Consider the following 12,102-nt stretch of genomic DNA (forward strand, 5'->3'; position numbering starts at 1 on the left):
AGAAAAAGGGAGGGCGATGCTATAGCAAAGCCCTGGGTCGGGCAAAAACGCCAGCCTGCGGGACCTCCCGGCGGCTTGCGGCATACTGCGCCGGTGCCGCCGCCGGCCCGGGTTTCCTGGGTTTGACGGATGAGCCTGAAAATAGACATTTTCTGCATTTTACAATAAATAATCACAGGAGTCCCATGTCCCGTCCGATCCTGCCGCTCGCGGCGCTGATCCTGCTGGCGCCGGCGGCCCAGGCCGAACCCTTCGCCACCTTCAACCAGGCCGCGCTGGCCCAGGGCTTCGACCTGCCGGTGGTCGGCCACGGCCGCGTGCTGGCAGCCGGCGACAGCGCCACCGCCTTCAGCCTGGACCTGACCAGCGAGTACAACACCGATACCACCGGCGCCGAGACGATCACGCTGGACGGCGAAAGCGCGCACCTGACCGGGCGCTACCGCCGCGGCCTGGGGGGCGGCTTCGAGTGGGGCGCGGAGCTGGCCGCGGTGCACGTCGGCGGCGGCTTCATGGACAGCTTCATCGAGAACTGGCACGACTTCTTCGGCCTGCCCAACGGCGGCCGCGAACTGGCGCCGCAGGACCGCTACCAGTACCGCTACGAGAAGAACGGCGTGGTGCTGCTGGATCGCACCGAGGAAGGCTGGGCGCTGGGCGACCTGCGCGTCTCCGGCGGCTGGGCGGCGAGCGACAACCTGGCGCTGCGCGCCGAGCTGAAGCTGCCCACCGGCGACGAGGACAAGCTCACCGGCGGCAACCTCGGCGGCGCGTTCTGGGCCGACTGGGCGCTGCCCTTCGACGTGGACAGCCGCTGGAGCGGCTTTGTCTCCGGCGGCCTGTCGCTGAACCAGAAGGGCGACGTGCTGGAAGACCAGCAGGAAACCCTGGTGCCCTTCGGCAGCGCCGGCGCCTTCCTGCGCGCCACGCAGAAGATCGAGCTGGGCGTGCAGCTCTATGCGCACGGCCCGCTCTACAAGGATTCCGACCTGGACCAGCTGTCGCGCAACGGCCTGCAGTTCGCCTTCGGCGGCCGCTGGATCGAAAAGGCCTGGGCGCTGGACATCGCCTTCCAGGAAGACCTGATCACCAAGTCCTCGCCGGATTTCTCGGTCCATGTCGGGGTGCGGCTGCAGCCGCAGTAGCTGCTGTTCCCTCTCCCGCTTGCGGGAGAGGGTGGCCCGTAGGCCGGCGAGGGGATGGATCCCCGAGGTAGGGCAACGCATGGAGCAGTTGCCGAGAGAGGGTTTCTGTGAAAGGTGCTGGGCTAGATTCGGCACGAGTTACAGAAACCCTCTCTCCTGCCTCTCTCCCGCAAGCGGGAGAGAGGTTCTAAGCCACATCGAACAGCAACACCTCCGCCTCGCCGCTGGCCGTCACCACCAGCTTCGCCTCGTCCCGCAAGGTCAGCGCATCGCCCGCCGCCAGCTTTTCGCCGTTGGCCACGACGCTGCCGCGCGCCACCTGCAGGTAGTACTGCCGGCCCTGCGCCAGCGCCTTCTCGACGGTCTGCCCGTCGGCCAGCCAGGCGATGTCCAGGCGCGCGTCCTGGTTGATCTGGAACTGCGCATCGCTGCCCTTCGGGCCCACCGCGGTGACGAAGCCGCGGCGCAAGGCGTCCGCGTCCAGCGGCGCCTGCTCGTAGCCGGCGGGGTGGCCGCGCCGGTCCGGCTGGATCCAGATCTGCAGCAAATGCGTGCGCTCGCCGGTGGAGGGGTTGATCTCGCTGTGCGTGATGCCGCCGCCGGCATGCATCACCTGCAGCTCGCCATGGCTCAGGTCGCCGCTGCCGCCGGTGGAATCACGGTGGCGGATGGTGCCTTCCAGGACGTAGGTGATGATCTCCATGTCCTGGTGCGAGTGCGGCGGGAAGCCCGCCGTCGGCACGATGATGTCCTCGTTGATCACGCGCAGCGTGCCGAAGCCCATGCGCTGCGGGTCGTAGTAGTCGCTGAACGAAAAGCTGTGCCAGGACTCCAGCCAGCCGCGATCGGCATGGCCGCGTTCGTCGCTCTTTCTGAGGGCTTGCATGGTCTTCTCCGTCAATCCGTTTGAATGCCAAAAATCTCGTATGAGTCAATGTATGGCTTGACGTATGATCAAAAAAGCGGAAAGTTTCGAAACGAACATTCAAACGAGCTGAACATGCGCCTGACGCTGGAAGCCCTGGAAACGCTGGACGCCATCGAGGAGCACGGCAGCTTCGCCCGCGCCGCCGAGGCCCTGCACCGCGTGCCCTCGGCGGTGACCTACACCGTGCAGAAGCTGGAGTCGGACATGGGCGTGGCCCTGTTCGACCGCAGCGGCCGCCGCGCGCGGCTCACCCCTGCCGGGCGCGTGCTGCTGGACCGCGGGCGCGAGCTGTTGCGCCAGGCCGAGAGCCTGGAGAACTCGGTCAAGCGCGCCGGCCATGGCTGGGAGACGCAGCTGGTCATCGCGGTGGACGACATCATCCCGCTGGAGCGCCTGTTCCCGGTGATCTCCGCCTTCGACGCGCTGATGACCGGGACACGCCTGCGCTTCACCCAGGAGATCTTTGGCGGTGCCTGGGACGCGCTGATCGACCGCCGTGCCGATCTCACGGTCGGCGCCGGCGGCGATGCGCCGCACGGCTATGGCCTGCTGACGCGGCAGATCGGCGCCATGCCCTTCGTCTTCGCGGTGGCGCCGCACCACCCGCTGGCCGAGGCGCCGGAGCCGCTGGCAGCGGAGATCGTGGCGCGCTACCGCAGCGTCGCCGCCGCGGACTCCTCGCGCCGCCTGCCGGCGCGCAGCGGCGGCATCCAGCCCGGGCAGGACGTGCTGGTGATGCCCACGCTGGCCGCCAAGGCCGCCGCGCAGATCGAGGGCCTGGGCGTGGGCTACCTGCCGGAGTACATCGCACGGCCGCACATCGAGGCCGGCCGCCTGGTCGAGCGCCGGGTCGACGTCGAGCGCGCCCCCAGTGTCATGCACCTGGCCTGGCGCTCGGGCGAGGAGGGCAGGGCGCTGCAATGGTTCCGCGACCGCATCCTGGAGGAGCCGGGGATACGCGGGCTGCTGGGGCGGTCATGAGAGTCGTTGCGCTCCTGGCCGCCGCGCTGCTTGCGGCCTGCGCACGGAACCCGGCTCAGCCGGGCCCGGTTGCCGCTGCGGGTCAGGCGGAGCCCTCGCGCCTTGCGCGGGCGCAGCAGGATTGGGCGGCGGACATTGGCAGGCAGGTGCGCCGCCATTGGCAGAAGCCGACGGAGGACGCGCCTGGGAACTTCGGCTGCCAGGTTCACGTGGAGCTCGAAAGCGATGGTGCCGTCCGGCTGGCGTCGCTTGCCCGCAGCTGCGGGAGCGATGCGCTGGACCGCTCGCTGCTGATGGCGGTGCAGGAGGCCAGCCCCTTGCCGCTGCCGGTCTACGCGCCGGCCTTTGATCCGGTGCTGAACATCACCTTTTGCCTGCACCCCGGTGTGGGGTGCTAGGTCCTACGCGCGCAACTGCTCCAGATACTCCGCCAGCCCGCGCATCACCGACTGCAGCACCTGCGGCGACCGGCGCAGCTTGGCCAGGCCGAAGCCGCCCTCGATGCAGGCGATGACGAAGTCCGCCGCCGCGCCGGGATCGAAGCCGCGGCGCAGCTGGCCGCGCTTCTGCGCCTCCCGCAGGGCCTCGGTGAGGCCTCCGCGCCAGTCGTCCAGGATCGACTCCAGGCGCACGCGGAAGCCCTCGTCCACCGACGCCATCTCGTTGATCAGGTTGTTGAGCGGGCAGCCGTAGGCCAGCACCTGCTCGCCACGCTCGCGCAACAGGTTGCGGCTCAGGGCCAGCGCGGTGGCGACGATATCCCCGGCGCCGACCAGCGGGCGCCAGCTTTCCTCGATCCAGGGGCGCACCACCTCGTCGACCACGGCGTAGCCCAGGGCGGTCTTGTTCTCGAAGTGGTGGTAAAGCGCGCCCTTGGTCACGCCCGAGTCGCGCAGGATCGCGTCGAGGCTGGCGGCACGGAACCCGCAGCGGTAAATCTCGTCGAAGGCACATTCCAGCAGCTGCTGGCGGGTGACCTCGGGTTGGCGTTTGGTGGTGGTGGCGGGCATCGGCGACTCCTACATACCGAGTAGTATCTGGCCTGCCGCCACGATGTCAATGAGGCCCGGCATAATCGGGAAATCGCAGGGAGCATCAGGGTCTTATGGAAACCTCGCCGCACTCGCTCACCGAACTGGTCCGCGCCGCGCGCACCCGCGTGCCGCTGGACGCCGCGCAGCTGCTGGGCCGTGAATCGGCCGAGACCGTCGCCGCGGTGCTCGGCGAGCTGCCGCCGCAGCTGGCGGGGGAGATCGAGAAGCACCTGCCGCAGCACCTGCGGCCGGACGGCGGCATCGAAACCACCACCGAGATCGAGATTCCCGGCACGGTGGCGGAGATGATGGAGACGGCCAGCGGCGTGCTCGACGCCCAGGCCACCGTGGCCGATGCCGTCGCCTACCTGCGCGCCCACGACAACCCGCAGCAGATCACCTATCTCTATGTCACCCGCGCCGGCCGGCTCGCCGGCATGGTGGTGATCCGCGACCTGCTGCTGGCCGAGCCGCAGGACACACTCGCCAGCGTCATGCTGCCCGATCCCTTCGCGCTGACCGCCGACATGGAGGCCGGCGAGGCGATCAAGGCGGCGATCTACCGCCACTACCCGGTGTACCCGGTGGTGGATGCCGAAGGGAAGCTGGCCGGCATCGTGCGCGGCTGGAAGCTGTTCGAGCGGCAGGCGATCGAGATCAGCGCGCAGTCCGGCACCATGGTCGGTCTCGACAAGGAAGAGCGCGTGCAGACGCCGCTGTGGCAGGCCTTCCGCCAGCGCCACCCCTGGCTGCAGATCAACCTGCTGACGGCCTTCCTTGCTGCCTTCGTGGTCGGGGCCTTCGAGGACACCATTTCGAAGGTCGTCGCGCTCGCCGCCTTCCTGCCGGTGCTGGCCGGGCAGAGCGGCAACAACGGCTGCCAGACCCTGGCGATCACGCTGCGCGGCCTGACCCTGGGCGACATGGATGGGTTTCCGCTGCGCAAGCTGCTGGTCAAGGAAGTCATGCTGGGCGGGCTCAACGGCTTTCTCACCGGCATCGTCGCCGGCGCCGCCATGTGGTGGACCGCGGCGCGCTCCGGCAACGAGCAGGCGCCGCTGCTGGGCGCGGTGATCCTGGCCGCGATGACCGGCGCCTGCATGGTCAGCGGCTTCTTCGGCGTGATGGTGCCGCTGACGCTGCGCCGCTTCGGTGCCGATCCGGCGACCGCGTCGAGCATCTTCCTGACCACCGGCACGGATATCGCCGGCATGGGCCTGATGCTGACGCTGGCGGCGGTGTTCGTGCTCTGACCATTGTTCTGTTCCCTCTCCCGCTTGCGGGAGAGGGTTAGGGAGAGGGCGCTGTAAATGGTGGTGGATAGGCTACTTTCTGAGAGAATCACAGAAACCCTCTCCCCCGCCCCTCTCCCGCAAGCGGGAGAGGGGACCAAATGACCGACCTCCCCCTCATCGCCGTCATCACCGTCGCCGGCTTCCTGACCTCGGCGCTGTCCGGCGTGGCGGGCCTGGGCGGCGGCACGATCCTGATCGGCCTGTTCTATGCCATCGGCATGAGCACCGCCGAGGCAGTGCCGCTGTTCGCGGCCGTGCAGTTCGTTTCCAACACCTCGCGCACCACCGCCTACTTCCGCCACGTCGAATGGAAGGCGGCCGGCTGGTTCCTGCTGGCCGCGGTGCCCACCACCTTCCTGGTGGCGCCCCATGCCGTCGGCGTCGATGCCAACTTCGTGCAGCTGCTGCTGGCCGGCCTGATCCTGGCCTCGCTGGCACCGGGGCGCGGGGACAAGGCGCTGATGCCGCCGACACCGGCCTTCCTCACCGCCGGGGCCCTGAACGGCATCCTCGGCATGTTCGTCGGCGCCACCGGCCTGTTCGTGGGCCGCCTGTTCTTCATGCCGCAGTGGCGCAAGGAGACGGTGATCGGCACGCTGGCGCTGACGCAGATGCTCGGCCACGGCCTGCGCGTCGCCGCTTTCGGCTGGGTCGGCTTCAGCGCACTGGCGCAGCCCGACCGTTTGCTGCCACTGTGCGTCTCGGTGATCGTCGGCACCGCGCTGGGCAAGCGCTACAACGGACGTATCGACCAGCAGCAGTTCGACCGCCTCTTCAGGGTGATACTCGTCGTGCTGTCGCTGAAACTGCTGTGGGACGCATCGAGGGGATTGGGGTGGATCTGAAACTGACGGCGGAACAGGTACAGATGCTGATTCGCGGCGGACTGCCCGCGGTCGGAAAGAGCGGTTTCGAAGTGGAAGAGGTGCGCCCCGGCTATGCCCGCATCCGCATTCCCTACCACGAGAAGATGCTGCGTCCCGGCAACGTGATTTCCGGCCCGACGCTGTTCAGTGCCGCGGACTCGGCGATGTACGCCCTGGTGCTGTCGCACGTCGGTCCGGAGCTGATGGCGGTGACCGCCAACTTCAACATGAACTTCCTCAACAAGGGCCGCCCGGGCGACGTCACCGCCGAGGCCAGGCTGCTGAAGCTCGGCCGCCGGCTCGTGGTGATGGAGGTGACGATCACCACCGGCGGCGATCCGACGCCGGTGGCGCATGTGACGGGGAGTTATGCGTTGCCTGTGAAGTGAGTCGGCGAACGGGCAGGCTTAAGCGGTTGTAGGTTGGGCTGAGCGTAGCGATGCCCAACATCCCATCCCTTGCACGTTGGGCATCGCTGCGCTCAGCCCAACCTACAGGCTGATTCATCCCGGGGGCCACGCCGTGGAGCCCTATTAGCTGCTGCGCCTCGTTGTGGTCCGAGGCTCTTTGGCTTTCGCCCCATCCGCGTAAAACTTGCGTGAAGGCCTGCGATTGCCACGGACGATGGCATCGGCTTGGCGGACGCTTTCCTTCAGCTGGGTGAGGAGTTCCTTTTTCACCACGGCATGATACACAGCTACTGCGGCTTCAACCCCAAGCCCGCGTAGTCCGCCGGCTTCACATCCGGCAAGCGCTTCAGCAAATCCTCCCAGCCCCCACCCAGCCGCAGCGCTTCCACCACCACCGGCAGCGGCTCGGCCAGCACGTTGGCGAAGGTGCATTCGCCCTTGGCGGTGCCGGCAAAGGCCAGGGACTCGTCCGGCGGGTCGAAGCGCGCGTCGATGCCGACGCGGTTGCCGCGCGCGTCGGCGCGGACCCAGCCCCATTGCCGCAGCCAGATCGCATTGAAGCCGTGCAGCGAATACGGCGCGCCCTTGTCGTCGATGCTGAGGCGCTGGTAGCAGAAGCCGGCGGGGATGTGGTTGGCGCGCAGCAGTGCGGCCAGCAGGTGGCTCTTGGCGTAGCAGTAGCCGGTGCGGTGCTGGATCACCTCGGAGGCGCTGCAGGTCACCGGGTTGCGCTGGTGGTCGCGGCTGTGCAGCACGCGGTCGCGCACCCATTCGAAGCAGTTCCTCGCCACCTCTTCCGGCTTGCCGCCGGCCAGCGCGCGTGCCTGCGCCAGCACCTGCGGCTGCTGCCAGTCGATCACCGCCGTCGGCCGCAGGTACGCCTGCAGGTGCGGTTCGGCGATCAGGCCCACTTCAGCCACCATCCCGCTGCGCCAGCAGGCGCTGGATTTCTTCCTCGCCGTAGGGCCGCCGGTCCTTGACCTTGAGGCTGTCGCTCCAGTCGCGCGCGAAGTCGCGCTGCAGGGTGCGGTTGATCGCGGCGGTGATCAGCATGGCGATCAGTGCGCCGCTGCCGGCCAGGCCCATGTCCTTGTGCGCGTCCCAGATGTCGCCCTGGGTGCCGAGGTAGGCGGCCCCGAGTTCGCCGCCGAAGAATTCCGCGGCGGCCCACTCGATCAGCTCGTACAGCGCCGAGGTGGCCAGGGTGAAATCCAGCGGCAGGAAGTAGCCCCAGAAGCCGCGGGCCTCGGCCACGCGCAGGAAGATCTCGCGCAGCGGGTAGGCCAGCAGCAGGCCGTAGGAGAAGTGCACCAGTCGGTCGAAGTGGTTGCGCTCCCAGCCCATCATCTCGTTGAGCCCGTGGCCGGTGAGGCTGCGCCACCACTCGTCGTAGGGCACCAGGGCATAGGTGTAGTGCGCGCCCACGGCGTGCAGACAGAGGTAGACGAAGATCAGGGTATAGGAGACGCGCGAGAACACGAAGACGCGGCGGCTGGCGTAGAGCCCGACGGCGAATACCAGCACCAGTACATTTTCCAGCAGCCAGTCCTGGCGATGCAGCGGCGCGATCGCCAGCAGCGTCCACAGCAGGGCATAGATGGCGAGCAGGGCGCCGAGGTAGCGGCGACGGGCCTTCAGGCGCTCGACATTCATGCGCTCCCCTCCAGCTCAAGTCCCCGGTCCCAGTACGGCGGGTCGCCGATGCACTGCGTCAGGTAATCGACGAAGGCCCGCACTTTGGGCGAGCCGTAGCGATTGGGCAAGTGTACGGAGTAGACCGAGGTGGCGTCGGAGCCGTACCAGCCGCGCAGCGGTGCCACCAGGCGGCCGGCGGCGAGGTCCTGGCCGATGACGTAGGTCGGCAGCAGCGAGATGCCGGCATGGGCCAGCAGCACGGTGCGCAGGGCGTTGATGTTGTTGACACGGAAGTTGCCGTTGATCGGCACGACGAACTGCTCGTTGCCGCGCTGGAAGTGGAAATTGCGCTCCAGCGGGCTGGGGAAGCCCAGGCAGTTGTGGCCGCGCAGGTCGTCCGGATGCTGCGGCATGCCCTGGCGCGCCAGGTATTCCGGCGTGGCGCAGACCACGAAGTGGATCGGCGCCAGGCGCCGCGCCACCAGCAGCGGTCCCGGCTGGTGGGCCAGGCGCAGGGCCATGTCGAAGCCTTCCTCGGCCAGGTCCACGATGCGATCGTTGGTGACGATCTCCAGCTCGATCTTGGGGTAGCGGCGGAAGAACTCCGGCAGCAGCGGCGCCACCACGGCGTCGATGAAGGAGTTGAGGCTGCTGACGCGCAGCTTGCCGCTGGGCTCGGCCTGCAGCCGCGCCACGGCATGCTGCGACTGCTCCAGTTCCTCGACGATGCGCGCGCAGTGCTCGAAGTAGGCGCTGCCGGCATCGGTCAGCGACAGCTTGCGCGTGCTTCGCTGCAGCAGGCGCGCGCCCAGCGACTTCTCCAGCTTGGCGACGTGCTTGCTCACCACCGAGGGCGCGAGCTTCAGGCGGTCGCCGGCGGCGGCGAAGCTGCCGGCCTGCACCACGCGGGTAAAGGTGAGGACGTAGTTGAGGTCTTCCATGGCTGTTGCCCCAGGCAATTATTTCCACTACGGAAACAATAAAAGTCTTATACCGCATCTTATCAATGGCGTGGAAGTAAATAATCTAGGAGTCACCCGAAACCCGGAGTGATGACCATGACCCGCAACCTCTTCACCGTGTACGGCAGCGCCGCGGCGCTGCTGATCCTGACCCTGGTGGCGGCCCGCGCCGCCGCGGCCGAGCCGGTCGCGGCGAGCACCCTGCTGACCGGGACCGCTGCCAGCGCCGCGGTCAGCGCCGAAGCCCCGGCCGCGACGCTGCGCGAGGCCCGCACCCGTCGCGAGGCCCTGGTGCGCCGCCTGGCGCCGGCCTTCCAGATCGTTCCCTGAAACCCGAAACCATCCAAGGACATCGCCATGCCCAGCCGTGAACGCGTCGCCGCCCTGATCGCCCTGGTCGAACAGGGCATGCTGGTCGATGCCCTGAACGAGTTCTATGCCGACGACGCACAGGCCCAGGACAACCAGGAGCCGCCGCGCCAGGGCCGCAATCGCCTGGTCGCCAACGCCCGGCATCTGCAGCGCTCGGTCCGCGGGCTGCGCGTATGGCCGGTGGACGGATTCCACGTCGACGGCGACCACGTGCAGATCCACTGGGCCTTCGAGTTCACCGGCCATGACGGCCGCCGCCGCGTGCAGCACGAACTTGCGCAGCAGCGCTGGCGCGACGACCGCATCGTCGAAGAGCAGCTGCACTACGACCCGGTGCAGCAGCCGCTGGTGCTCGACCCGCTCGCCGCCGTCGTTTCCGCCCCTGTCCCCCGTTACGAGGTTATGCCCTGAGCGGAGAATCACCATGGCCAGCCTGATCGCCCTGCAGACCTACCACACCCTCACCGGCCTGTTCGCCCCGCAGCTCGCGGTGCGCTCGGCGCGGCGCATCCTGATGCGGCCGCGGCGCCTGCCGGCGCGCGACTGGGAGCAGCCCGCGATCGACTCGGCGCAGCGCATCCACTTCCGCTTCGGGCTGTCCGGCCTGCGCTGGGGCAAGCCCGGCGATCCGGTGGTGCTGATGCTGCACGGCTGGGAAGGCCGCGCCTCGCAGTTCGGCCGCTTCATTGCGCCGCTGCTGGCCGCCGGCCGCCAGGTGATCGCGCTGGACGGCCCCGCCCATGGCCAGTCGCCGGGCGAGGAGGCCAACCCCATCGTTTTCGCCTACGCGCTGATGGAAGTGGTGCCCGAGCTGGATCGCCTGGAAGCGATCGTCGGCCACTCGATGGGCGCCGGTGCCCTGGTCTATGCGCTGAGCCTGGGCCTGAGCGTGGATCGCGTGGTCCTGCTGGGCGGCCCGTCATCGCTGCGCGGCGTGCTCAACCGCTTTGCCGACTTCGTCGGCCTGCCCGGCCCGGCGCATGCGCGCTTCTTCCGCGAGGTGGAGGACTACACCGGCGTGCCGGTGGACGATCTCGACGGCGTGCGCGCCGCGCCGCGTCTGAAGCCCGCCGCCCTGATCGTGCATGACCGCGACGACGAGATGGTGCCCTACGGCGACAGCGCCGCGCTGGCCGCGTCCTGGCCGGGCGCCGAGCTGTACAGCACCAGCCGCCTCGGCCACTGGCGCATCCTGACCGACGAGCGCGTGGTACAGCGCGTGGTGTCCTTCATCGCCCCGGAGCGCCAGCAGTTACCGCGCGCGGCCTAGGGGCCTGTTAACGCTACCGCGATCACTGCGATGCCCCCGTATTTGCCGCCAGGCACGACGCGAGGAAGGCGCTTGGTGGTTCCAAGTAATTGACGAGCAACACAGCATGGCGGCAAAGACGGGGGCACCCGGAGGGCGGGACCGTTTTGGCGCATGGCGTCGTCCCGACCCGCTTATGTACGTTGAGTACACCGCGCGTCTCGGGACATAGCCCTGCGCCAAAACGGTCTCCGTCGCAGTGATCGCGGTAGCGTTAACAGGCCCCTGTCTTCCCAAGCGCGTCGCACCGCGCTGACTCCTCGCCCGCCCGCCTGTTTCATCGTCAGGCCCGGCGGGTTCTTTTTTTCGGGCTCAACTTGCCGTCAATTCCCACAGCAGCATGCGCCCCGCCTTCCAGTGCCCCAGGCCGCTGGCGGCATTGATGTGACCGCAGGGGCCCACCGTGCGGTAGAGGCTGCCCCAGGCGCGCGCCGTGCTGCGCGAAAAGGGGATGCTGCTGTAGGGATCGTTGCTGCTGGCCACCACCATGCTGGGGAAGGGCAGGCGCTGCTGCGGTAGCGGCGCGAAACTGCGTGCCGCAGCGGGAAAACCAGGGGCGGCCGGATCGGGCGGCGCCACCAGCATCGCCCCGGCGATCTTGCGCTTGGTCTGCAGGCCCCAGTGCGCCGCCAGCAGGCAGCCGAGGCTGTGCGCTACCAGGATCGCATCGCCCCCCGTGCCGGCCACCGCAGCCTCCAGCGCCCGCATCCAGTCGGCGAGCTGCGGCTGCTCCCATTCGTGCTGTCCCACGCGACGCATGCGCGGTTCGGCCTGCTGCCACAGCGTCTGCCAGTGATCGGGCCCGGAGTTGCCGATGCCGGGCAGCAGCAGGATCGGCGTGGTCATGGCGAGCCGTACTCCCGCGCCAGCGTCGCCACCTGCACCGTGTAGGACTCATACCAGCGCTCGCGCCCCAGCTGCTGTGCCAGCAGGTGGTCGGCCTGCGCCCTCCAGCGGCGGATATCGGCCTCGTCGCGCCAGTAGGACAGCGCAATCTCCTGGTCACCCTCGGTTGCCGACACGAACTCCAGGCAGCCGAACTGGGACAGCGCCAGGTCGCGCAACCGCTCCGCCACCTGCGCGTACTCGGCATCCAGCCGGCGCGCACGGGCACGGAAGATCACGACATGGCGGGCGTCGGAGGGCATCGGGGTCTTCAGCGGCA

The 12,102-nt window shown here is 68.6% G+C and carries 16 protein-coding genes; 9 read left to right on the forward strand and 7 right to left on the reverse strand.

What is annotated here, in order from left to right; genetic code table 11:
- Positions 1-185: 185 nt before the first annotated feature.
- On the forward strand, positions 186-1,145 hold the full coding sequence (locus D0B54_RS00815) for a DUF3187 family protein (RefSeq protein ID WP_117288312.1): 960 nt from the start codon (positions 186-188) through the stop codon (positions 1,143-1,145).
- A 187-nt stretch (positions 1,146-1,332) separates the two neighbouring features.
- On the opposite strand, the gene D0B54_RS00820 is transcribed toward D0B54_RS00815, so the two are convergent.
- Positions 1,333-2,031, reverse strand: coding sequence for a pirin family protein (locus D0B54_RS00820; RefSeq protein WP_117288313.1), 699 nt, complete (start codon positions 2,029-2,031; stop codon positions 1,333-1,335).
- A gap of 114 nt (positions 2,032-2,145) precedes the next feature.
- Between D0B54_RS00820 and D0B54_RS00825 the strand changes: the two genes are divergently transcribed.
- Together D0B54_RS00825 and D0B54_RS00830 are read left to right on the forward strand one after the other, a co-directional pair.
- Positions 2,146-3,054, forward strand: a complete 909-nt coding sequence (locus D0B54_RS00825; RefSeq protein ID WP_117288314.1) for a LysR family transcriptional regulator — start codon at positions 2,146-2,148, stop codon at positions 3,052-3,054.
- Positions 3,051-3,452, forward strand: coding sequence for a TonB family protein (locus D0B54_RS00830; RefSeq protein WP_162932108.1), 402 nt, complete (start codon positions 3,051-3,053; stop codon positions 3,450-3,452). The genes D0B54_RS00825 and D0B54_RS00830 overlap by 4 nt, the downstream gene beginning before the upstream one ends.
- A gap of 3 nt (positions 3,453-3,455) precedes the next feature.
- On the opposite strand, the gene D0B54_RS00835 is transcribed toward D0B54_RS00830, so the two are convergent.
- The gene (locus tag D0B54_RS00835; RefSeq protein ID WP_117288316.1) at positions 3,456-4,064 is read right to left on the reverse strand and encodes a TetR/AcrR family transcriptional regulator; all 609 of its coding nucleotides are present in this window, start codon (positions 4,062-4,064) and stop codon (positions 3,456-3,458) included.
- A gap of 95 nt (positions 4,065-4,159) precedes the next feature.
- On the opposite strand from D0B54_RS00835, the gene D0B54_RS00840 reads away from it, so the two are divergent.
- The 3 genes from D0B54_RS00840 to D0B54_RS00850 all read left to right on the forward strand — a co-directional run bounded on the left by D0B54_RS00840 (position 4,160) and on the right by D0B54_RS00850 (position 6,638).
- The gene (locus D0B54_RS00840) at positions 4,160-5,341 is read left to right on the forward strand and encodes a magnesium transporter (protein ID WP_117288317.1); all 1,182 of its coding nucleotides are present in this window, start codon (positions 4,160-4,162) and stop codon (positions 5,339-5,341) included.
- 140 nt (positions 5,342-5,481) lie between these two features.
- Positions 5,482-6,228, forward strand: coding sequence for a sulfite exporter TauE/SafE family protein (locus D0B54_RS00845; RefSeq protein ID WP_117288318.1), 747 nt, complete (start codon positions 5,482-5,484; stop codon positions 6,226-6,228).
- A gap of 2 nt (positions 6,229-6,230) precedes the next feature.
- A complete protein-coding gene (locus D0B54_RS00850; protein ID WP_117294942.1) occupies positions 6,231-6,638 on the forward strand; it encodes a PaaI family thioesterase in 408 nt (135 codons plus the stop codon).
- A 308-nt stretch (positions 6,639-6,946) separates the two neighbouring features.
- Here D0B54_RS00850 and D0B54_RS00855 read toward each other — a convergent pair whose 3' ends face one another.
- From D0B54_RS00855 to D0B54_RS00865, 3 genes are read right to left on the reverse strand one after another with little or no spacing between them, the layout of a single operon-like run.
- Entirely contained in the window at positions 6,947-7,582 is a 636-nt protein-coding gene (locus tag D0B54_RS00855; RefSeq protein WP_205527236.1) for a transglutaminase-like domain-containing protein, read from the reverse strand.
- On the reverse strand, positions 7,572-8,312 hold the full coding sequence (locus D0B54_RS00860; protein WP_117288319.1) for a DUF2238 domain-containing protein: 741 nt from the start codon (positions 8,310-8,312) through the stop codon (positions 7,572-7,574). Before D0B54_RS00860 ends, D0B54_RS00855 begins: the two co-directional genes overlap by 11 nt.
- Entirely contained in the window at positions 8,309-9,235 is a 927-nt protein-coding gene (locus D0B54_RS00865) for a LysR family transcriptional regulator (protein ID WP_117288320.1), read from the reverse strand. The genes D0B54_RS00860 and D0B54_RS00865 overlap by 4 nt, the downstream gene beginning before the upstream one ends.
- 117 nt (positions 9,236-9,352) lie before the next feature.
- Between D0B54_RS00865 and D0B54_RS00870 the strand changes: the two genes are divergently transcribed.
- The 3 genes from D0B54_RS00870 to D0B54_RS00880 are packed head-to-tail and all read left to right on the forward strand — an operon-like array spanning position 9,353 to position 10,898.
- Positions 9,353-9,586 carry a hypothetical protein gene (locus tag D0B54_RS00870; RefSeq protein WP_162932109.1) on the forward strand — a complete coding sequence of 78 codons (234 nt, stop codon included), beginning with the start codon at positions 9,353-9,355 and terminating at the stop codon, positions 9,584-9,586.
- Between the two features lie 27 nt (positions 9,587-9,613).
- A complete protein-coding gene (locus D0B54_RS00875) occupies positions 9,614-10,039 on the forward strand; it encodes a nuclear transport factor 2 family protein (RefSeq protein ID WP_117288322.1) in 426 nt (141 codons plus the stop codon).
- A gap of 13 nt (positions 10,040-10,052) precedes the next feature.
- Positions 10,053-10,898 (forward strand): alpha/beta fold hydrolase, encoded by an 846-nt coding sequence (locus tag D0B54_RS00880; RefSeq protein ID WP_162932110.1) that lies wholly within the window; start codon positions 10,053-10,055, stop codon positions 10,896-10,898.
- Positions 10,899-11,249: 351 nt separating this feature from the next.
- Here the strand turns inward: D0B54_RS00880 and D0B54_RS00885 are convergent, their stop codons facing one another.
- Entirely contained in the window at positions 11,250-11,783 is a 534-nt protein-coding gene (locus D0B54_RS00885; RefSeq protein ID WP_117288324.1) for an RBBP9/YdeN family alpha/beta hydrolase, read from the reverse strand.
- The gene (locus D0B54_RS00890; protein ID WP_117294946.1) at positions 11,780-12,085 is read right to left on the reverse strand and encodes an antibiotic biosynthesis monooxygenase family protein; all 306 of its coding nucleotides are present in this window, start codon (positions 12,083-12,085) and stop codon (positions 11,780-11,782) included. Before D0B54_RS00890 ends, D0B54_RS00885 begins: the two co-directional genes overlap by 4 nt.
- Positions 12,086-12,102 lie beyond the last annotated feature (17 nt).

The organism is Solimonas sp. K1W22B-7, from assembly GCF_003428335.1.
Lineage (GTDB): Bacteria > Pseudomonadota > Gammaproteobacteria > Nevskiales > Nevskiaceae > Solimonas_A.

What these genes read in the sequence shown, in the direction of transcription:
- D0B54_RS00845 (WP_117288318.1), top strand. Translation starts at nt 5,482, where the DNA reads ATGACCGACCTCCCCCTCATCGCCGTCATCACCGTCGCCGGCTTCCTG.
- D0B54_RS00880 (WP_162932110.1), top strand. Translation starts at nt 10,053, where the DNA reads ATGGCCAGCCTGATCGCCCTGCAGACCTACCACACCCTCACCGGCCTG.
- D0B54_RS00855 (WP_205527236.1), bottom strand. Translation starts at nt 7,582, where the DNA reads ATGGTGGCTGAAGTGGGCCTGATCGCCGAACCGCACCTGCAGGCGTAC.
- D0B54_RS00825 (WP_117288314.1), top strand. Translation starts at nt 2,146, where the DNA reads ATGCGCCTGACGCTGGAAGCCCTGGAAACGCTGGACGCCATCGAGGAG.
- D0B54_RS00890 (WP_117294946.1), bottom strand. Translation starts at nt 12,085, where the DNA reads ATGCCCTCCGACGCCCGCCATGTCGTGATCTTCCGTGCCCGTGCGCGC.
- D0B54_RS00830 (WP_162932108.1), top strand. Translation starts at nt 3,051, where the DNA reads ATGAGAGTCGTTGCGCTCCTGGCCGCCGCGCTGCTTGCGGCCTGCGCA.
- D0B54_RS00815 (WP_117288312.1), top strand. Translation starts at nt 186, where the DNA reads ATGTCCCGTCCGATCCTGCCGCTCGCGGCGCTGATCCTGCTGGCGCCG.
- D0B54_RS00875 (WP_117288322.1), top strand. Translation starts at nt 9,614, where the DNA reads ATGCCCAGCCGTGAACGCGTCGCCGCCCTGATCGCCCTGGTCGAACAG.
- D0B54_RS00885 (WP_117288324.1), bottom strand. Translation starts at nt 11,783, where the DNA reads ATGACCACGCCGATCCTGCTGCTGCCCGGCATCGGCAACTCCGGGCCC.
- D0B54_RS00820 (WP_117288313.1), bottom strand. Translation starts at nt 2,031, where the DNA reads ATGCAAGCCCTCAGAAAGAGCGACGAACGCGGCCATGCCGATCGCGGC.
- D0B54_RS00835 (WP_117288316.1), bottom strand. Translation starts at nt 4,064, where the DNA reads ATGCCCGCCACCACCACCAAACGCCAACCCGAGGTCACCCGCCAGCAG.
- D0B54_RS00860 (WP_117288319.1), bottom strand. Translation starts at nt 8,312, where the DNA reads ATGAATGTCGAGCGCCTGAAGGCCCGTCGCCGCTACCTCGGCGCCCTG.
- D0B54_RS00865 (WP_117288320.1), bottom strand. Translation starts at nt 9,235, where the DNA reads ATGGAAGACCTCAACTACGTCCTCACCTTTACCCGCGTGGTGCAGGCC.
- D0B54_RS00840 (WP_117288317.1), top strand. Translation starts at nt 4,160, where the DNA reads ATGGAAACCTCGCCGCACTCGCTCACCGAACTGGTCCGCGCCGCGCGC.
- D0B54_RS00870 (WP_162932109.1), top strand. Translation starts at nt 9,353, where the DNA reads ATGACCCGCAACCTCTTCACCGTGTACGGCAGCGCCGCGGCGCTGCTG.